Source organism: Streptomyces sp. NBC_00094 (assembly GCF_026343125.1).
Taxonomy (GTDB): Bacteria; Actinomycetota; Actinomycetes; order Streptomycetales; family Streptomycetaceae; genus Streptomyces.
In genome coordinates this window covers 7,106,248-7,126,005 of sequence record NZ_JAPEMB010000001.1, presented here as the reverse complement: position 1 = coordinate 7,126,005, position 19,758 = coordinate 7,106,248, and the positions used below count along the sequence as shown (strand labels likewise).

The 19,758-nt window shown below is 72.6% G+C and carries 16 protein-coding genes; 4 read left to right on the top strand and 12 right to left on the bottom strand.

The annotated features are described in order from the left end of the window. Nucleotides 1–5 precede the first annotated feature (5 nt). The 8 genes from OG580_RS31635 to OG580_RS31600 all read right to left on the bottom strand — a co-directional run bounded on the left by OG580_RS31635 (nt 6) and on the right by OG580_RS31600 (nt 8,263). A complete protein-coding gene (locus OG580_RS31635; protein ID WP_267047068.1) occupies nt 6–878 on the bottom strand; it encodes an alpha/beta hydrolase in 873 nt (290 codons plus the stop codon). 90 nt (nt 879–968) lie between these two features. Then, on the bottom strand, nt 969–1,655 hold the full coding sequence (locus tag OG580_RS31630) for an ABC transporter ATP-binding protein (RefSeq protein ID WP_267047067.1): 687 nt from the start codon (nt 1,653–1,655) through the stop codon (nt 969–971). Between the two features lie 41 nt (nt 1,656–1,696). After that, nucleotides 1,697–3,202 (bottom strand): ABC transporter permease, encoded by a 1,506-nt coding sequence (locus tag OG580_RS31625; protein ID WP_267047066.1) that lies wholly within the window; start codon nt 3,200–3,202, stop codon nt 1,697–1,699. A gap of 195 nt (nt 3,203–3,397) precedes the next feature. Then, complete coding sequence (locus tag OG580_RS31620) at nt 3,398–4,621, bottom strand: ROK family protein (RefSeq protein ID WP_267047065.1); 1,224 nt, start codon at nt 4,619–4,621, stop codon at nt 3,398–3,400. Between the two features lie 75 nt (nt 4,622–4,696). Beyond that, complete coding sequence (locus OG580_RS31615; protein ID WP_267047064.1) at nt 4,697–5,965, bottom strand: serine hydrolase; 1,269 nt, start codon at nt 5,963–5,965, stop codon at nt 4,697–4,699. A gap of 139 nt (nt 5,966–6,104) precedes the next feature. Further along, nucleotides 6,105–6,704, bottom strand: coding sequence for a hypothetical protein (locus tag OG580_RS31610; RefSeq protein WP_267047063.1), 600 nt, complete (start codon nt 6,702–6,704; stop codon nt 6,105–6,107). 55 nt (nt 6,705–6,759) lie between these two features. Then, complete coding sequence (locus OG580_RS31605; protein WP_267047062.1) at nt 6,760–7,797, bottom strand: LacI family DNA-binding transcriptional regulator; 1,038 nt, start codon at nt 7,795–7,797, stop codon at nt 6,760–6,762. 133 nt (nt 7,798–7,930) lie between these two features. Further along, a complete protein-coding gene (locus tag OG580_RS31600) occupies nt 7,931–8,263 on the bottom strand; it encodes an L-rhamnose mutarotase (RefSeq protein ID WP_267047061.1) in 333 nt (110 codons plus the stop codon). Nucleotides 8,264–8,426: 163 nt separating this feature from the next. Here OG580_RS31600 and rhaI point away from each other — a divergent pair, with 163 nt between their 5' ends. The 3 genes from rhaI (at nt 8,427) to OG580_RS31585 (ending at nt 13,181) form a co-directional block, all read left to right on the top strand. Then, the gene (gene rhaI / locus OG580_RS31595; RefSeq protein ID WP_267047060.1) at nt 8,427–9,593 is read left to right on the top strand and encodes an L-rhamnose isomerase; all 1,167 of its coding nucleotides are present in this window, start codon (nt 8,427–8,429) and stop codon (nt 9,591–9,593) included. Between the two features lie 43 nt (nt 9,594–9,636). Next, nucleotides 9,637–11,682 carry a bifunctional aldolase/short-chain dehydrogenase gene (locus OG580_RS31590; protein WP_267047059.1) on the top strand — a complete coding sequence of 682 codons (2,046 nt, stop codon included), beginning with the start codon at nt 9,637–9,639 and terminating at the stop codon, nt 11,680–11,682. Nucleotides 11,683–11,750: 68 nt separating this feature from the next. After that, a complete protein-coding gene (locus tag OG580_RS31585) occupies nt 11,751–13,181 on the top strand; it encodes a rhamnulokinase family protein (RefSeq protein WP_267048199.1) in 1,431 nt (476 codons plus the stop codon). Nucleotides 13,182–13,253: 72 nt separating this feature from the next. On the opposite strand, the gene OG580_RS31580 is transcribed toward OG580_RS31585, so the two are convergent. From OG580_RS31580 to OG580_RS31565, 4 genes are read right to left on the bottom strand one after another with little or no spacing between them, the layout of a single operon-like run. Continuing rightward, nucleotides 13,254–14,279 carry a LacI family DNA-binding transcriptional regulator gene (locus OG580_RS31580; protein ID WP_267047058.1) on the bottom strand — a complete coding sequence of 342 codons (1,026 nt, stop codon included), beginning with the start codon at nt 14,277–14,279 and terminating at the stop codon, nt 13,254–13,256. Nucleotides 14,280–14,309: 30 nt separating this feature from the next. Next, nucleotides 14,310–15,224 (bottom strand): carbohydrate ABC transporter permease, encoded by a 915-nt coding sequence (locus OG580_RS31575; RefSeq protein ID WP_267047057.1) that lies wholly within the window; start codon nt 15,222–15,224, stop codon nt 14,310–14,312. Then, nucleotides 15,221–16,153, bottom strand: a complete 933-nt coding sequence (locus OG580_RS31570) for a carbohydrate ABC transporter permease (RefSeq protein WP_267047056.1) — start codon at nt 16,151–16,153, stop codon at nt 15,221–15,223. The genes OG580_RS31575 and OG580_RS31570 overlap by 4 nt, the downstream gene beginning before the upstream one ends. Continuing rightward, nucleotides 16,150–17,463 carry an ABC transporter substrate-binding protein gene (locus OG580_RS31565; protein WP_267047055.1) on the bottom strand — a complete coding sequence of 438 codons (1,314 nt, stop codon included), beginning with the start codon at nt 17,461–17,463 and terminating at the stop codon, nt 16,150–16,152. The genes OG580_RS31570 and OG580_RS31565 overlap by 4 nt, the downstream gene beginning before the upstream one ends. Before the next feature lie 207 nt (nt 17,464–17,670). Here OG580_RS31565 and OG580_RS31560 point away from each other — a divergent pair, with 207 nt between their 5' ends. Further along, complete coding sequence (locus tag OG580_RS31560; RefSeq protein WP_267047054.1) at nt 17,671–19,731, top strand: beta-galactosidase; 2,061 nt, start codon at nt 17,671–17,673, stop codon at nt 19,729–19,731. Nucleotides 19,732–19,758: the final 27 nt, after the last annotated feature.

Sequence of the window (19,758 nt, the reverse complement as noted above, 5' to 3'; positions counted from 1 at the left end):
GGCGTTCAGCCCGCCACGCGGTCGATCCAGACGGTGAGGTCGGCGACGACCTCGTCCCGGTTGGTCTCGTTGAGGATCTCGTGGCGGGCGCCCTCGTAGCTGCGGTACGTGAGGTCGGTGAGCCCGGCCTCGCGGTAGCGGGCGACGAGCAGGTCGGAGAGGGCGAGGCGCGCGTTGAGCGGGTCGTGGTCGCCGACGAGGACGAGGACCGGCAGGTCGGCGGGGATGCCCTGAGGGGCGGCGAGCCGGCCGGCGGAGGCCCCCATGTCGGCCATGCCCTGGTCGTCGGCGGCGAAGCCGCAGAGCGGGTCGGCGAGGTAGGCGTCGACCTGCTTCTCGTCGCGGCTGAGCCAGTCCGCGTCCGTACGGTTGGGCGCGAAGGCGGCGTTGAAGGCGTCGAACACGTCGCCGCCCTCGTCACCCGACTCGGCGGCCTGCCGGGCGGCCTCCGCCAGTCCGGTGAGGAGCCCGTCCACGGCCGTCGTGCCGGAGAGGGCGACGCCGTCGACGAGGGCGGCGTGGTCGAGCAGGTACTGCTGGGCGGCGAAGGAGCCCATGCTGTGGCCCAGGAGGATCACCGGCGCCCCGGGGTGGCGGTCCCGGGCGATCCGGGTGAGGGCGGCGATGTCCTCGACGAGGAGGTTCCAGCCGTTCTCGCCGAAGTGGCCCGGGCCGGCGTGCATGGACAGGCCGTGGCCGCGGTGGTCGCCGGCGTAGACGGCGAAGCCGAGGCCGGTGAGGTGCTCGGCGAGCGGGGCGTAGCGGGCGGCGTGCTCGCCCATGCCGTGCGCGATCTGGACGACGCCCCTCGCCTCCCCCTCGGGGTGCCACTCGTGGACGTGGAGGGCGATGCCGTCCTGGGAGGTGAAGGTGAACATGGGCGGCTCCTGACTCCGGACTCCTGATGCCCGGCCACCGTAACGGTGTTCGGCATTACCGAACATCGTTACGGTGGAGTGATCCCCGTCTCAGCCGACCGGGCGGTTCTCCTTCACGCTGATCCGGCCCTTGCGGATCGTGGCCAGCCGGGGCGCGCGGCGGGCGACGGCGCTGTCGTGGGTGACCATGACGAAGGTCAGCCCGTGCTCCTCGCAGAGCCCTTCGAGCAGGTCGACGATCTCGTCGCGCATCGACTCGTCGAGGTTGCCGGTGGGTTCGTCGGCGAGCAGCACCTTCGGCCGCTTCACCAGCGCCCGGGCGATGGCCACGCGCTGCTGCTGGCCGCCGGAGAGCTCGGACGGCAGGTGCCCGAGGCGCTCGCCGAGCCCGACCGACTCCAGGGCCTCGCCGGCCCGGTTCCGGCGCTCGGCGGCCTTGACGCCGAGCGGGACGAGCGCGGTCTCCACGTTCTCCAGGGCGGTGAGGGTGGGGATGAGGTTGAAGCTCTGGAAGACGAAGCCGATGTTCTGGCCGCGTACGGCCGTCAGACGGCCCTCCGAGAGCTTCGCCAGGTCGGTGCCGTCGAGGAGGACGCTGCCGGAGGTGGGGCGGTCGAGGCCGCCGAGCATCTGGAGCAGGGTCGACTTGCCGCCGCCCGTGGGGCCCTGGATGACCAGCCGGTCCCCCTGCCCGATGGTGAGGTCGACCCCGGCGAGGGCGTCGACTCTCGTCCGGCCGCGCCGGTACTGCTTGGTGACGCCGATGAGTTCGTACATGGTGCGACTCCTGTGTGTGGTGGTGCGGTGCGGGCGGGCGGCTACTCGACGCGGCGCAGCGCGTCGGCGGGGCGCAGCCGCGAAGCGCGCCACGCGCCGAAGCCGCCCGCGACGAGCCCGCCGCCGAGCGCGAGGAGCACGGCGAGGCCGACGGTGGTGAGGCCGACCGGGGCGGTGAGGGCGATGTCGACGGTCTTGCCGACGGCCGTACGGGCTCCGCCGGGGCCGCCCGCTCCCCCGCCGAGGACCATGCCGCCGCCGCGACCGCCGAAGCCTCCGACGCTCGCGCCGAGTTCGGCGGTGAGGGTCGGGCTGACGGCGGTCACGGCGTACGCTCCGGCGAGGCCGACCGCGATGCCGAGGGCGCCGCCGACGACGCCGTTGACGAGGGCCTCTCCGACGACCTGGCGGGTGACCCGGCCACTGGTCCAGCCGAGCGCCTTGAGCGTGCCGAACTCGCGGACCCGGCGGCCGACGGCCGAGGAGGTGAGCAGGCCGGCGACGAGGACGGCGGCGATGAGCACCGCGTACGAGAGCCACGTGCCCATCGTGGAGGCGAGGTTCGCGGCGGTGTCCAGGGAGCCGGAGACGGTCTGCGCGAGGTCGGCCGAGGTGGTGACGGTGGTGCCGGTGACGTTCTTCCGGATGCCGGCCTTGACCGTGTCGATCTTCGTCGAGTCGGTCGCCTTCACATAGATCGTGGTGATCTTGCCCGCGGAGGCGGAGAGCGTCTGCGCCTGCTTCAGGGGCAGGTAGACCTGGGCGGCGGACTGTCCGCTGTCGGCGGTGGCGATGCCGACGATCTCGAACGCCACGCCCTTGACCGTCAGCTTCCCGCCGACGGCGAGACCCTCCTGCTGGGCGTAGGCGCTGTCGAGGACGACGACCTTCGCGTCGGTCTCGGTGGTCTTGAAGGTGCGGCCCTTGGAGATGGTGGAGGTGGTGAGGGGGCCGAGGTCGGGGGCGGTGACGTCGGTGCCGTAGAGCGTGAAGGAGTCGACGTCGAAGGCGGCGCCGCCGCCGGTGACCGTGTCGCCGGGGCCGGATCCGCCGCCGGTGCCGCCGGTGCCGCCCGTGCCGCCGCCCGGCTGGGCGGGCTGGGCCGGCTGGGACTCGCCGCGCTCGATCCGGCCGCGGGTGAACTCGCCGTCGATCTTCAGGTTGACGAGGCTCAGACCGCCCACGGCCCGGTCGACCCCCTGCTGCTTCGCGACCGTGGCGACGGTGGAGTCCGCGAGGGTCTGGAAGCCCTGGACCATCAGCCGGTCGCTGCTCTGCTGCTCCGCGCCGTCCTCCCGGCCCTGGAACTCGAACCGGGGCCGCTGCGGCTGCCCGCCCTGCTGCGGCTGCTCCTGAGCCTTGGTCACCGTCAGGTCCGTGCCGAGGCCGTACAGGGACTCCAGGACCTTGCCCTGGGCGACCTTCATGCCGGAGGAGACGGAGTTGACGACGATGACCAGCGCGATCCCGAGCGCGAGCCCGGAGGCGACGACGAGCGCCGCCTTTCTGCGACGGCGCAGCTCGCGCCGGAGGTAGGTGAAGAACATGGCGCGAAGCTAGGGCCGTCAGGTGATGGCGGGATAAGGCCCGCGTGAGAGCGGGATGAGAGCCCGTCACACGGCCCTCACCTCGACGGACGGGACACCGGACGTCGGGGACGGGCCCCCGGTACGAGGCTCGGGCGAGGCCCTCAGGTGCAGGTCTCAGGCGCGGGCTTCAGGCGCCGGTCTCAGGTCCGAGCCTCAGGTACGCGTGCCCGTGCCCGCGTAGGCCAGGGGGTCGGCCAGCACGTCGTGGAGGACGAGGTCCGCCGCACCGCGTGCGGCGTCGGTGGCCGGGGAGGCCGGGCGGAGTCGGGCGGCGTCCGGGGTCCAGAGGCCGGAGACGACACGGCCGGCGAGCTCCTCGGCCATGGCCGGCGCCAGCCAGGGCATCAGGCGCGGGAAGATGCCGCCGAGGACCACGGCCTCGGGGTCGAGGAGGTTCACGGCGGCCGACAGGGCGCGGCCGAGCATCCGGCCCGCCTCGGCGAGCGCGGCGAGGGCGCGGGGTTCGCCCGTCTCGGCCAGATGTACGAGCTCCGCCACGTCGGAGGCCCCGGCCGCCCCGAGCAGCGCCGCCTGGCCCGCGTACTGCTCCAGGCAGCCCCGGGATCCGCAGCGGCAGCGGGGCCCCTCGGCGTCGACGACCACGTGACCGATCTCGCCGGCGAAACCGTGCGCACCGCGCAGGAGTTCACCGTGGACGACGATCGCGCCGCCGACCCCGATCTCGCCCGTCAGGTGCAGGAAGGTCCGCAGGTCCCCGAGGGTGCCGGACCACAGCTCGGCGAGGGCCGCCATGTTGGCCTCGTTGTCGGAGGTCAGGGCGAGGCCGGCCGGTCCGCCGGCGCCGGGGCGCCGCGCGGCCAGGGCCTCGCCGAAGAGCCGCTCGGCGGCGACGTCGTACCACCCGAGGTTGGGGGCCTGCCGGACGGTCCCGCCGGTGACGAGTCCGGGGAGCGCGAGCCCCGCTCCGGCCGGGTCGAGGCCCCGTTCGGCGGCCTCGTCGAGGGCCTCCGCGGTGATGCGGGCGGCCCGGTCGAGGACCTCTGCGGCGGTGGGCGCCCGGTTGTCGAGGCGCTCGGTGCGCCGGACGCGGTCGGTGCCGGTCAGGTCGACGACGCAGACCGTCACGTAGTCGATGTTGATCTCGACGCCGAGCCCGGCGGGGCCGGTGTCCGCGGGCTTCAGCACGGTGCCGGGGCGCCCCGCCTGGCCGCTGAACGTCTTGCCCGACTCGACGAGGAAGCCGAGGTCGAGGAGTTGCTCGACGAGCGAGGAGACGGCGGGCCGGGTGAGCCCCACCCGGCCCGCGACCGCGGCCCGGGTCGTCTCGCCCGCCTCGTGGACGGTCCGCAGGACGAGGCTCAGGTTGTGCCGGCGCACTCCCGACTTGTCGGCCTTGGGTTCCGTGGGCTGATTCATGGTGAGCGAGAGCCTAGTCGTCCCTTTCGCTCACCTGACACCCGTGCGGTGACCGTGACGCCGCCAGGTGGGAGGTCAGCCGATGGCCAGGGGCGTGCCGGGGGCCAGTTCGGCCGCGATGCGTTCCGCGACCCGCTGCGCCATGTTGCCTTCGGGCGTCGTCGCGGTCTTGGTCGCCGAGACCGCGATGGCGAGCCGCTCGGCGGGGAGGTACGCCTGGATCGCCGCGTACCCCGAGAACGACGGGTTCTGGAGCACCCAGCCGTTGATCACGATGACGCCGAAGCCGAAGTGCTTGGCCTCGGTCTGCGGGAGGCAGACGGAGGCGGGGCACTTCTCGGTCGCGCCGCCGAGGCCGACCGTGCCCGGGTCGAGCAGGGTGCGGTAGGAGCGGGGCGAGAGGAGTTCGCCGCTGCCGACGGCCTCGGCCGATCGGGCCAGGTCGCAGATGTGGGTGGTGATGACGGCGCCGGGTGCGGTGGTCCAGGAGGGGTTCCAGAAGGTGGACTCCTCGTAGAGGCCGCGGTCGGAGGTGAAGGCGTGGAGGGCGGGGTGCGGGATCTCGGGGGTGAAGCCGTTGCGGGTGTCGTGGAGACCGAGCGGACCCGTGACCCGTTCCCGTACGAACACGTCGATCGGGACGCCGGTGATCTTCTCCAGCGCGGCGATCAGGAGGACGTAGTTGGCGTGGGAGTAGCTCCAGTTGGTGCCCGGCTCGTACCAGAACGAGTGGCGCAGGGGGTAGCCGACGAGGTCCCGGGGGGTCCACGACCGGAAGGGGTGGGCCTGCAGTTCGGCCAGGAAGTCCGGGTCGGTGACGTAGTCGTGGAGTCCGGTGGTGTTGGTGGCCAGCATCCGCAGGGTGATCCGGTCGGCCTTGGGCAGCTCGGGCAGCCAGCGCTCCACGGTGTCGTCGAGGCGGACCCTCCTCTCCTCGACGAGCTGGAGGAGGGCGGTGCCGATGTGGGCGAAGGCGACGGAGCCGGCGCGGAAGTGCATGTCCGGCCGGGCCCGGACGCCGGTCATGGACTCGCCGAGGGCGTCGGTGACGACCTCGCGTCCGTCGACGGTGACCCGCAGCTGTACGGACTTCAGCCGGAGGTCCTTCTTGGCCTGACGGGCGAGGGCCAGGACCCGGCGGGCCCGCTCGTCGAGCGGGCCCTCGGTCCGCACGCAGTCACGTGCTCCGTGGCCGCCACGGCCGTCACGCCCGCCCGGCTCGTCCGCGAGCACGGGTGCGGCGGCCGTCGTCTGGACCGTGAGGGCGAGGAGGGCGGCGCAGAGGAGGGCCCTGCGGGCGCCCGAGCGAGGACCCGGGCGCGTTCGGGTGGAGGTGCGAGTCATGGCCCGCACTATGTCCGGAAGGCCGCCGGCATTCCGGCGAACACTCCGCTGACGGGGCCGGACGCGCCCGTGTGGGGCAGGCGCGTGGCGCCGTTCAGACGCAGGGTGGCCGGTCGCGGAGTCCGCGACCGGCGGCGCGTCAGCGGTAGTCGTCGGGGTGGCCCTGCATCCATGTGTTGATCTTGTCGCGGGTGCCGACCAGGAGGCTCTGGTGCTTCTTCAGGTTCTCGAAGGAACGGTCGCCGTCGAGCTCCCCGTTGAGCTTCGCGATCAGGGCGATCGGCTCGGGGAAGTGGCCCGGGCCCTTCGGGTCCTCCTTCATGGCCCGGTCCAGACCCTGGAGTTCGTCGTAGACCCGCCCGAGGAAGTAGGCGCAGTTGTCCGGGGTGCACGATTCGTACAGGGTCGCCTGGAGCGTGGCGAAGGCGTCGCGGACCTTCTCGACCGGCTCGGTGGGCCCCCCGGAGGCGTCCGGGGTGGCGTCGGACGGGGGCGTGGCGTCCGTCGTGGTATCCGGCGTGGTGTCGGACGTGGCGTCCGGCGTGGGGTCCGTGGTGGTGTCCGGCGCGCCGGCCCCGCCCGCGTCCGTGGTGGTGGCGGCCGGGTCCGCCGGGGCCGTCGTGCCGACCGGCGCGTTCGTGGCACCCGCGTCGTTCTTGTCGGACGTGCCACAGGCAACGCTCAGTACGGCCAGGGCGACGGCTACGACCACCGCGCCCGGCTTCGAGGACGTGAACATGGGATTCCCCCCTTGATCGTCGAACAGCCGACCCTACAGAACCCGGGCGGGCGGGTCAGCGTCCGGCCAGGGTGGAGCGGCGTACGACCAACTCGGGCTGGAGCACCACGTGTTCGTGTCGGTGCTCGTCCGCCCGCTCCCCGGTCTCCTCCAGGAGGAGCTCGGCGGCCCTGGCCCCGAGCGTGAGCGCCGGCTGTCGTACGGAGGTCAGGGGTACGGTCGCGGCCGCCGCGAACTCGATGTCGTCGTAGCCGACGATGGCCATGTCGTCCGGGACCCGGACCCCGGCCGCGTACAGCGACTGGAGGACTCCGAGGGCCAGGAGGTCGTTGGCGCAGAAGACGGCGGTCGGGCGGTCGGGGAGGCCGAGGAGCCGGGCGCCCGCGTCGCGCCCCGAGGCCACGTCGAGCCGCTCGGCCGGGAGTTCCTGGAGGGCCGCGGCGGGCAGCCCGGCCTCGGCGAGGGCGAGGAGGGCGCCCTCGCGGCGGTCGCGGATCTGCTGGAGGTGGGGCGGGCCGCTGACGTAGGCGAAGGAGCGGTGTCCCGCCGCCGTGAGGTGGCGGATCGCGAGGGAGCCGCCGACGACGTCGTCGACGGAGACCGAGCAGCCCGCGCCTTCGCCCGCGACCCGGTCGACGAGTACGTACGGGATGCCGTGGCGGCGGAACTCGCGCAGGTTCGCCCCGCTGGGGTCGGCGGGGGTGACGAGGACGCCGCGGACGCGCTGTTCGGCGAAGAGGGAGAGGTAGTCGGCCTCGTCGCCCGCGTTCTGGTCGCTGTTGCAGACCATGACGCCGAGGCCGGCGGCGCGGGCGGTGCGTTCGGCGCCGCGGGCGATGTCGACGAAGAAGGGGTTGCCCATGTCGAGCACGAGCAGGGCCATGATCCGGCTGCGGCCGGCGCGGAGCTGGCGGGCGGACTCGCTGCGGACGTAGCCGAGGCGGGCGATGACCCGCCGTACGTGCTGGAGCGTCGCGGGCGAGACCCGGTCCGGCTGGTTGATCACGTTGGAGACGGTGCCGACGGAGACGCCCGCCTCGCGTGCCACGTCCTTGATGCCGACGTTCCCGACCGTCCGCGCGGTGTCCGTCATCCGTCCCACCTGGTCCGTCCTGCCCCTGCCGCCACCCGGTCCGGGTGGGCTTCCGCCCCGTGTTTCATCCTATGCGGCCGGTCGGCGCCGACCGGCGCCGCACCTGGCCGCCCCGGCTCCCCCGCGCGCCGCGTCATACGAGGTGGAAGACCTCGGTCAGCGGGCGCATGGCCGCGTCGGGCGCCTGCCCGTCCAGCTCCTCGAAGAACTCCGCCATCTCCGCCTGCCACCGGGCGTTCACCTCGGCGGTCTCCATCGCGGCGCGCGCCCGGTCGAAGTCCGGGGTCTCCAGGTAGCCGACGAGCAGCCCGTCCTCGCGCAGGAAGAGGGAGTAGTTGTGCCAGCCGGCCGCGGTGAGCGCGGCGAGCATGTCGGCCCAGACGTGCCGGTGCCGTTCCCGGTACTCCTCGATCCGCTCGGCCCGGACCTTCAGCAGGAAGCAGACCCGCTGCGTGTGCGGTGTCATCCGGCCCCTCCGATCGACTGAAATGTTTCATTTCCGTGCAGCAGGACGCTAGGGCGTCGGCATGATCACGGTCAAGAGTCTTGACGACCTCCAGCGTGGTGGCTAGCTTCCCCGATGTAATGAATCGATTCATTTCACAGCTCACGACGACTCCGAGGTGGACATGCCCGACATCGCTGCCGTGAAGGCCGCACTCGCCGCCCAGCGGATCGAGACGCCCTCCTGGGGCTACGGCAACTCCGGGACCCGGTTCAAGGTCTTCGCGCAGCCGGGCGTGCCCCGGACCCCGTACGAGAAGCTCGACGACGCGGCGCAGGTCCACGCGTTCACGGGCGTCGCCCCCAAGGTGGCGCTGCACATCCCCTGGGACCGGGTCGACGACTACGCCGCCCTCGCCGCGTACGCGAAGGAGCGCGGCCTCGAACTGGGCGCGATCAACTCCAACACCTTCCAGGACGACAGCTACCGGCTGGGCAGCGTCTGCCACCCGGACGCCGCCGTACGCCGCAGGGCCGTGGACCACCTGCTCGACTGCGTCGACATCATGGACGCGACCGGCTCGGCCGATCTGAAGCTGTGGTTCGCCGACGGCACGAACTACCCCGGGCAGGACGACGTCACCGCCCGTCAGGGGCGGCTCGCGGAGTCCCTGGCCGAGGTCTACGAGCGGCTCGGCGAGGGGCAGCGGATGCTCCTGGAGTACAAGTTCTTCGAGCCGGCCTTCTACACGACCGACGTGCCGGACTGGGGCACCGCGTACGCGCACTGCCTCAAGCTGGGTCCGAAGGCCCAGGTGGTCGTGGACACCGGCCACCACGCGCCCGGCACCAACATCGAGTTCATCGTGGCCCTGCTGCTCCGGGAAGGGAGGCTCGGGGGCTTCGACTTCAACTCGCGCTTCTACGCGGACGACGACCTGATGGCCGGCGCCGCCGACCCCTTCCAGCTCTTCCGGATCATGCGCGAGGTCGTCGGGAACGGCGGCCTGGAGCCCGCCACGAACGTCGCCTTCATGCTCGACCAGTGCCACAACGTCGAGGCGAAGGTCCCCGCGGTGATCCGCTCGGTCGCCAACGTCCAGGAGGCCACCGCCAAGGCTCTGCTCGTCGACGCCGACGCCCTCGCCGCGGCCCAGCGGGCCGGGGACGTCCTCGCCGCCAACGCCGTCCTGATGGACGCGTACGACACCGACGTACGGCCCCTGCTGCGCGCGCTGCGCGAGGAGCGGGGCCTCGACCCGGACCCGGTCGCCGCCTACCTCCGCTCCGGGCGACAGGAGCGGATCGCCGGCGAGCGCGTCGGCGGCGACCAGGCCGGCTGGGGCGCGTGACCCCCCTCGACATCCCTTCGCCTCCTGCCCGAAAGAAGACCCCATGACCCCGGCCACACACCCCGTCGTCAGCTCCCTCGTCGAGCGGGCTCACCGGCTCGGCTCCGATCCCCGCACCACCAACTACGCCGGCGGCAACGCCTCCGCGAAGGGCTCCGTCACCGACCCCGTGACCGGGACCCCGACCGACCTCATGTGGGTCAAGGGCTCCGGCGGCGACCTGGGCACGCTCACCGAGGACGGGCTCGCGGTGCTCCGCCTCGACCGGCTGCGCGCCCTCGTCGACGTCTACCCGGGCGTCGACCGCGAGGACGAGATGGTCGCGGCCTTCGACCACTGTCTGTACGGGAAGGGGGGCGCGGCCCCGTCCATCGACACCGCGATGCACGGCCTGGTGCCCGCGGCGCACGTCGACCACCTCCACCCGGACGCGGGGATCGCGCTCGCCTGCGCCGCCGACGGGGAGAAGCTGACGGCCGACTGCTTCGGCGACACCGTGGTCTGGGTGCCGTGGCGGCGCCCCGGCTTCCAGCTGGGCCTGGACATCGCCGCCGTGAAGGCGGCCAACCCGGCGGCGATCGGCTGCGTCCTCGGCGGCCACGGGATCACCGCCTGGGGCGAGACCTCGGAGGAGTGCGAGCGCAACGCGCTGCGCATCATCCGCACCGCCGAGGCCTTCCTCGTCGAGCGGGGCCGCCCGGAGCCCTTCGGGCCGGTCGTCGACGGGTACGCGCCGCTGCCCGAGGCCGAGCGGCGGGAGCGGGCCGCCGCGCTCGCCCCGTACGTCCGGGGGCTCGCCTCCCAGGACCTTCCGCAGGTCGGGCACTTCACCGACTCCGAGGCCGTGCTCGACTTCCTCGCCCGCGCCGGGCACCCGCGGCTCGCCGCCCTCGGCACCTCCTGCCCGGACCACTTCCTGCGGACCAAGGTCCGGCCGCTCGTCCTCGACCTGCCGGCCGACGCGCCCCTCGACCGGGTGGTCGCCCGGCTGCGGGAGCTGCACACCGCGTACCGCGAGGAGTACGCGGCGTACTACGCGCGGCACGCGACCGCCGGCTCCCCCGCGATGCGGGGTGCGGACCCGGCGATCGTGCTCGTCCCCGGCGTGGGCATGTTCTCCTTCGGCCGCGACAAGCAGACGGCGCGGGTGGCGGGCGAGTTCTACGTCAACGCGATCAACGTGATGCGCGGGGCCGAGGCGGTGTCCTCGTACGCACCGATCGAGGAGTCGGAGAAGTTCCGCATCGAGTACTGGGAGCTGGAGGAGGCCAAGCTGCGGCGGATGCCGAAGCCGCGGCCGCTCGCGACCCGGGTGGCGCTCGTGACGGGCGCGGGCAGCGGCATCGGCCGGGCGATCGCGCACCGGCTCGTCGCCGAGGGCGCCTGCGTGGTGGTCGCCGACCTCGACCCGGCGAACGCGGCCTCGGTCGCGGAGGAGTTGGGCGGCCCTGACAAGGCGGTGGCCGTCGCCGTGGACGTCACGTCGGAGGAGCAGATCGGCGCGGCCTTCCGGGCGGCGCTGCTCGCCTTCGGCGGGGTGGACCTGGTCGTCAACAACGCGGGCATCTCGATCTCCAAGCCCCTCCTGGACACCACGGCGAAGGACTGGGACGTGCAGCACGCCATCATGGCGCGGGGCTCGTTCCTCGTCTCCCGGGAGGCCGCGCGGGTGATGACGGCCCAGGGGCTGGGCGGCGACATCGTCTACATCGCCTCCAAGAACGCGGTCTTCGCCGGGCCGAACAACATCGCCTACTCCGCCACGAAGGCCGACCAGGCCCATCAGGTGCGGCTGCTCGCAGCCGAGTTGGGCGAGCACGGGATCCGGGTCAACGGCGTCAACCCGGACGGGGTGGTGCGCGGCTCGGGCATCTTCGCCGGCGGCTGGGGCGCCCAGCGAGCGGCCACGTACGGCATCGCGGAAGAGGAGTTGGGCTCCTTCTACGCCCAGCGGACCCTGCTGAAGAGGGAGGTTCTGCCCGAGCACGTCGCCAACGCGGTCTTCGCGCTCACCGGCGGCGACCTCAGCCACACGACCGGTCTCCATGTTCCGGTGGACGCGGGCGTGGCGGCCGCGTTCCTCCGATGAGCGGGTCCGTGACCGGGTCGCGGGGCGTCTTCGCGGCGGCGGACCTGGGGGCCACCAGCGGGCGGGTGATGCTGGGCCGGGTCGGGTCCGGCCGGCTCGACCTCACCGAGGCCCACCGGTTCCCCAACACCCCGGTGCGGCTGCCCGACGGGCTGCGCTGGGACGCCCTCGCGCTCTTCCAGGGTGTCCTGGACGGGCTGCGCGCGGCCGCCCGGGCGGGTGGTGTCGACTCCGTCGGCGTGGACACCTGGGCCGTGGACTACGGGCTCCTCGACGCGGACGGCGCCCTCCTCGGCAACCCGTACCACTACCGCGACCCGCGCACCGACGGCGCGGCCGAGGCCGTGGGGAAGCGGGTCGACGCGGCGGACCTCTACCGGATCACCGGCCTCCAGCACCTGCCCTTCAACACCGTCTTCCAGCTCGCCTCGGCCGCCGGGAGCGCCCAACTCTCGGCGGCACGAAGGCTCTTGCTCATGCCGGACCTGATGGTCCACTGGCTGACCGGGACCGTCGGCGCCGAGGAGACGAACGCCTCCACCACGGGCCTCTTCGACGCCCGCTCGGGTACCTGGTCCGAGGAGCTGCTCGGCAGGCTCGGGATGGACCCGGGCCTGCTGCCTCCGCTTCGCGCGCCGGGCGATCCAGCGGGTGAACTCCTGCCGCACGTCATCGAGTTCACCGGTCTCGCGGCCGGAACGCCGGTGACGACGGTCGCCTCGCACGACACCGCCTCGGCGGTCGTCGCCGTCCCGGCCACCGCCCCGGACTTCGCCTACCTCTCGTGCGGCACCTGGTCCCTCGCCGGTCTCGAGCTGGATTCCCCGGTGCTCACCGAGGAGTCCCGGGCGGCCAACTTCACCAACGAGCGCGGGGTCGACGGCACCGTCCGCTTCCTGCGCAACATCATGGGCCTGTGGCTCCTGGAGGAGTGCCGACGGACGTGGGCGGGGCAGGGGCTGTCCGTCGAGCTGCCCGAGCTGCTCGCGCGGGCCGCGCGGGCGGAGCCGTTCGCGGCGCTCGTCGACCCGGACGCGCCGGAGTTCCTGGCCCCGGGCGACATGCCGGAGCGGATACGGACCCACTGCCGCGGGACCGGGCAGCGCGCACCCGCCGACCCGGGGGCGGTCGTCCGCTGCGTCCTGGAGAGCCTGGCCCTCGCCCACCGACGCACCCTGCGCCGGGCCGCCGAGCTGGCCGGCCGGGACGTCGCACGGGTGCACCTGGTGGGCGGCGGAGCCCGTAACGAGCTGCTGTGCCAGTGGACGGCGGACGCCACCGGGCTGCCGGTGGTCGCCGGGCCGGTCGAGGCCACCGCGCTCGGGAACGTCCTCACGCAGGCGCGGGCCGCCGGGCTCGTCGGCGACCTCCCCTCGACGCGTCGGCTCGTCGCGGGGACACAGCCCCTGCGGCACTACGCACCGCGGACGGACCCCGTCGGCCGGGCCGCCTGGGACGCGGCCGCCGCCCGGCTCGAACCGTCCCCGAGGGGCCGGTGATGCGGTCGTACGGCCGACGAAGGAGCGGCCGGTCCCCTCGACGGGGACCGACCGCTCCTCCTCAGGGTCGTGTCACGCCGATTCCCGGCGGACGAGCTCCGTGGGCAGGATGACCGCCGCCGGTTCCTCGCCCGCTATCCGGGCCAGCAGCGTCCGTACCATCTCGGTGCTGATCCGGTCCCACGGCTGACGGATGGTGGTGAGCGACGGGCGGGTCGAGAGGGCCGCGGGAGAGTCGTCGAAGCCGCCCACCGCGATGTCCTCGGGGACCCGGCGGCCCGCGCGGGCCAGGGCGTCGAGGACGCCCTGGGCCATCAGGTCGGAGGCGACGAAGATCGCGTCGATGTCCGGGGCCCGCTCCAGGAGGGCGACGGCCGCGTCCTCGCCGCTGGCGCGGCTGTAGTCGCCGGTGGCGACGAGCGTCTCGTCGACGGGCAGTCCGACCTCGGCGAGCGTCTCGCGGTAGCCGGCGAGGCGCTCGACGCCGCCCGGGGTGTCGAGCGGGCCGCTGACGGTGGCGATGCGGCGCCGCCCGGAGGCGTACAGGTGGCGCACCATGTCGCGGGCGCCGTCACGGTCGTCGGCGGCGACGTAGCCGATCTTGGCGGTCTGGCCGAGCGGCTTGCCGCAGGCGACGACGGGCACGCCGGCCTCGTGCAGCCGGGCCACCACGGGATCGCCGGAGTGGCTGGAGACGAGCAGGACGCCGTCGACGTGGCCGGCCTCGATGTAGCGGAGGTTGCGGCGGCGTTCGTCCTCGGTGCCCGCGATCATCAGGAGGAGCGGGATGTCCTGGGCGGCGAGTGCCTGGGTGCAGGCCCGCAGCAGGACGTTGAAGTTGGGGTCCTCGAAGAAGCGCTCCTGCGGCTCGGTCAGGAGGAACGCCACCGAGTCGGACTTGCCGGTGATCAGCGAGCGGGCGTGCCGGTTGACGACGTATCCCGTTCTGCGGATCGCGGCGTCGACGGCGGCCTTGGCCGACGGGCTGACGTAGTGGCCGCCGTTGAGGACCCGGGAGACGGTGCCGCGCGAGACTCCGGCCTCGCGGGCCACGTCGTGGATGGTCGCCGGGCGGCGCCGTGCCGCTGCTGTGCTCATGCTGTGTGTTTCCCCTCGATCCCCTGTGGTTCAGGACTTTACGGCGCCGGAGAGCAGATCGAGGCTCCAGAAGCGCTGGATGAGGAGGAACAGGGCGATGAGCGGCGCGATCGCGAGCAGCGCGCCCGTGATGACGAGGGTGTAGAGGGCGGGCTGACTCGCGCCCTGCTTGAGGAGGGTGAGCAGGCCCACGGTCATGGGGAACTTCTCGTCGTCGCCGAGCATGATGAACGGCAGCAGGAAGTTGTTCCAGATGGCGACGAACTGGAAGAGGAAGATCGTCACCAGGCCCGGGGCCATCATGGGCACGGCGATCCGGAGGAAGATGCGCCACTCGCCCGCGCCGTCCATGCGGCCGGCCTCGACGAGCTCCATGGGGATGGCGGCCTCGGCGTAGATGCGGCCGAGGTAGACGCCGTACGGGGAGAGGACCAGCGGCAGCAGGACGGAGGCGTACGTGTCCGTCAGGTCGGCCTCGGCCATCAGCAGGTACTGCGGGATGGCGAGGATGACGGGGGGCATGAGGACGCCGGCGAGCATGATGTTGAAGAACGCCTCGCGGCCGCGGAAGCGGTAGACGGCGAGGGCGTAGCCGGCGAAGGCGGAGACCACGGTGGACAGGATGCCGCCGAGGCCGGCGTAGAACACCGAGTTGGCCATCCAGCGCCAGTAGATGCCGTCGCGGTATCCGGTGAGTTCGCCGACGTTGTCGGCGAGGCCGCTGCCGGGGAGGAACGTGAAGGTGGAGAAGAGCTCGTCGTCGGCCTTGGTGGCGGCGACGAGGACCCAGGCGACGGGCAGCAGGCAGTAGAGGGCGCCCAGGACGAGGGCGGCCGTCGGCAGCAGGGCGGTGCGGCGGGGGCGCGGGGGGCCCTGGGAGGTGCCGGGGGTGGTCCCGGCGGCAGGGGCCGGCTTGCGCAGCGGCGGGGAGGCGAGCCCGGTCATCGGGTGGTTCCTTGCGTGGTGCGGCGGTTGGAGATCCTGAGGAGGGCGAAGCTGAGCGCGAAGGTGGCGAGGGCGAGCACGACGGCGGTGGCCGATGCCGCGTGGATGTTCCCGCCGGTGAAGGCGTCGCTGTAGACCTTCATGAGGGGGCTCCAGGTGGAGGGGATGCCGTTGGTGAGCGGCTTGAGCGTCGTGGGCTCGTTGAAGACCTGGAGGGTCGCGATGATCGAGAAGAAGAAGGTGAGCACCAGCGAGGGCACCACCATCGGGATCTTGATGCGGAGCGCGATCTGGAGCTCGGAGCAGCCGTCGAGCTTGGCCGCCTCGTACACCTCGACGGGCAGGGAGCGCAGCGCGGTGTAGATGACGATCATGTTGAAGCCGGTGCCGCCCCAGATCGCGATGTTGGACATCGCGAGGTAGAGGGGTCCGCCGGTCATGAGGTCGGGCTGCGGGAGGCCGGCCTTGTCGAGGAGGTAGTGGAAGGGGCTGACGTCGGGGAGGTAGAGGAAGCCCCAGAGGACGGCCGCGATGACGCCGGGGACGGCGTACGGGAGGAAGATCGCGAGCCGGGCGAAGGAGCGGGCCCGGACGCGCTCGGAGTCGAGCAGGAGCGCGAAGAAGAGGGCGAGGCCGAGCATGACGGGGACGACGATGGCGCCGTAGCCGAGGACGCGCAGGGCGCTCGCGAGGAGTTCGGAGTCACCGAGGGCGGAGGCGTAGTTCTCCAGGCCGGCCCAGACCTCGGACTTGGCTCCCTTGCCGAGGCCGAGGCCCTTGACCTCGACCTTGTGGAAGCTGAGCCAGACCGCGTAGCCGATGGGCAGGGCGAAGAAGAGGGCGAAGAGGACGGCGGCGGGGAGGAGGAAGCCGTACGGGGCCGCCTTGACCCCGTACGACCGGCGCGCGCCCTGGGAGGGCTGCGTCACTTGGCGACCTCGAAGCCCTGCTTCTCCAGGTCCGTGACGGTGGCGTTCTGCATGGCGGTGAGGGCCTCGGGGAAGCCCTTCCTGGCCTTGGCGGCCTTGCCGAACTGGTCCTTGAACGAGGTGTAGGCGACGTTCACGTTGGGGCCCCAGGCGGCCGGCGCGGTGGTCTTCGCTATCTCGGCGGCGCGGGTGTAGAAGTCGGGCTGGTTGGCGAAGTAGTCGGGGGCCTTGGCGAGGGCTCCGCTGGTCTGGGCGGCGGTGGCCGCCGGGTAGATGCCGCTCTCCTTGACGAGGGCGGCGAGGGCCTTCGGGTCGGTGTTCAGCCAGGTGGCGAACTGTGCGGCGGCCGCCTTGTGCTTCGAGTCGGTGGTGACGGCGGTGGAGGAGCCGCCCCAGCTGCCGGTGGCGTTCTCGCCCTTGTTCCACTGCGGGAGCGGGGCCATGGCCCACTTGCCCTTGGTGTCGGGGGCGGCGGTGGTGAGGGTGCCGGGGGCCCAGACGGCGCTGACCCAGGCGATCTGCTCGCCGGTGTTGAGGGCCTTGTTCCAGGCGGGGGTGTACATCGGCTGGTTGTCGACGGCGCCCTCGGCGACCAGGCCGCCCCAGAAGTCGGTGACCTTCTTGGTGGCGGCGTCGTCGATGCCGACCTTCCAGGTGTCGCCCTCGAAGGTCCACCACGTGGCGCCGGCCTGCTGGGAGAGGCCGGCGAAGAGGCCGGAGTCGTTGGCGGAGAAGGTGGTCAGGGACTTCTTCGGGGCCTTCTGCTTCAACTGCCGGGCGGTCTCGGCGAACTCGTCCCAGGTGGTGGGGACGGTCAGGCCGTACTGCTTGAAGAGGTCCTCGCGGTAGAAGAACATCAGCGGCCCGGAGTCCTGCGGCAGCGCGTAGACGGCCTCGCCGCCGAAGGTGGTCTGCTGCCAGATGCCGGGGGCGAACTTGTCCTTGACGCCCTGGACCTCCTTGGCGATGTCCGCGAGGGAGTCGTTGCTGACCAGGGTCGGCAGGGCCTGGTACTCGGCCTGGACCAGGTCGGGGCCCTTGCGGGCCTTCGTGGCGGTGATGATCTTGGTGACGAGGTCGTCTCCGGAGGCCTGCTTCTGCACCGTGACCTGGATGTCGGGGTGTTCGGCGTTCCAGAGGGCCGCGACCTTGTCCATGCCGGGCGCCCAGGCCCAGTAGGTGAGCGAGACCGGGCCGGACCCGGCGCCCGTCCCGTCGCCGGAGTCGGAGGAACCGCAGGCGGTGAGTGCGGTGACGCCGAGGAGGACGGCGGTGGCGGCGGCGAGGCTGCGGCGCGTGATGTGGGGCATGGGGTACTTCTCCCTGACCGAAAGGGGCCTCTCTCGCAGACGGAGAGGCCGACCATGCATCTGTGAGCGTTCACAGTAGAGAAACGTTCCGGACACTTGTCAATGGTTGTTCGTGTGCGGTTATGTTGCGTTGTCACATCGAGATCGGGTGTGTGCACGTTCCCAATCCAACAAAGCTTCCATCTTCCGATGCTTCAGGAGAGACTCATGTCGCAGACCACTCCCCAGGGCCTGCACCGGCTCGCGTTCGGCGGGGACTACAACCCCGAACAGTGGCCGGAAAGCGTCTGGCAGGAGGACGTTCGGCTCATGCGGGAGGCCGGCGTCACCATGGTGAGCGTCGGCATCTTCTCCTGGGCCCTCCTGGAGCCCGAGCGGGGCCGGTACGACTTCGGCTGGCTCGACCGGCTCCTCGACCTGCTGCACGCGCACGGCATCCGGGTCGACCTGGGCACGCCCACCGTGGCGCCGCCCGCCTGGTTCTACCGCGCCCACCCGGAGGCGCTGCCCGTCACGGCCGAGGGCGTGCGCTACTCGTACGGTTCACGCGGGGCGATCTGCCACAGTTCGTCCGCCTACCGTGCGGCCGCCGCCGGGATCACCACCGAACTCGCCCGCCGCTACGGCAGCCACCCGGCGCTCGCGCTCTGGCACGTCCACAACGAGTACGGCGTGCCCGTCAGCGCCTGCTACTGCGACAACTGCGCCCTCCACTTCCGCCGCTGGCTCCACGAGACCCACGGCTCGGTGGAGGCCGTGAACGAGGCCTGGGGCACCGCCTTCTGGGGGCAGCGCTACGGCTCGTACGAGGAGATCGACCCGCCGCGCGTCACCCCCACCGTCGGCAACCCGGCCCAGCAGCTCGACTACCGGCGCTTCGCCGACACCACCATCCGGGAGAACTTCCGGAGGGAACGGGACATCCTGCACGAACTGGCCCCCGGCATCCCCGTCACCACCAACTTCATGACCGCGCTCAGCCAGTGCGACTCGATCGACTACTGGGCCTGGGGCCGCGAGGTCGACCTCGTCACCAACGACCACTACCTGATGACCGACGGCCGCCGCACCCACGTCAACCTCGCCATGGCCGCCGACCTCACCCGCTCCGTCGCCGGCGGCGCGCCCTGGCTGCTCCTCGAGCACTCCACGTCCGGTGTGAACTGGCAGGCCCGCAACCCGGCCAAGCGCCCCGGGGAGATGGCCCGCAACTCCCTCGCCCACGTCGCCCGCGGCTCCGAGGGCGCCATGTTCTTCCAGTGGCGCCAGTCCCGGCGCGGCGCCGAGAAGTTCCACTCCGCGATGGTCCCGCACGGCGGCAGCGACACCCGGGTCTGGCGCGAGGTCGTCGCCCTCGGGGCCGGCCTCGACTCCCTCGCGGAGGTACGCGGCACCCGGACCGTCCCGGACGTCGCCATGCTCTGGGACTGGCACTCCTGGTGGGCGCAGAACCTGGAGTGGCGGCCGAACGAGGCCCACGACGCCCGCGAGCGCGCCGACAGCTTCTACGAGACCCTGTACGACCGGCACCTCACGGTCGACTTCGCCCACCCCGAGGCCGATCTGTCGGGCTACCCGCTGGTCGTCGTGCCCGCGCTCTACCTCATGACCGAGGCCGCCGGGCAGAACCTCCGCGAGTACGTCGAGAACGGCGGCACGCTCGTCGTCTCGTACTTCTCCGGGATCGTCGACGAACACGACGCCGTGCACCCCGGCGCCTACCCGGGCGCCCTGCGGGACGTCCTCGGCCTCACCGTGGAGGAGTGGTCGCCGCTCCTCGACGACCAGCGCGTACGGATCGCGGGGCCGGACGGCGCCGCGCTCACCGGCGACGTGTGGACGGAGTTCGTCCGGCCGCGCGGGGCCGAGACCGTGTGGACGTACACCGACGGACCGGCCGCCGGCGGGCCCGCGGTCACCCGGCACCGGCTCGGCCGGGGCACCGCCTGGTACGTCTCCACCCGGCTCGACGCGGCCTCGCTCGACGCGATCGTGGCCGCCGCCTGCGAGGACGCCGGCGTCGCCGCGCGCGCCGCGCACACCGCGCTCCCGCGCGACGTGGAGGTCGTGCGCCGCGCCGGGGAGGGCACGGAGTACGTCTTCGTCCTCAACCACTCCGCAGAGGACGCCGAGGTGCCGCTCGACGGCTCCGGGACCGAGCTGCTCGGCGGTACGGCGGGCGGCGCCCCGGCGGGTGCCGGTACGCCGGTCGACGGGAAGCTCACCGTCCCGGCCGGCGCCGTCAGGGTCGTACGCCTGGACGCCTGACCGCCACGGCACCACCCACCGCACCAC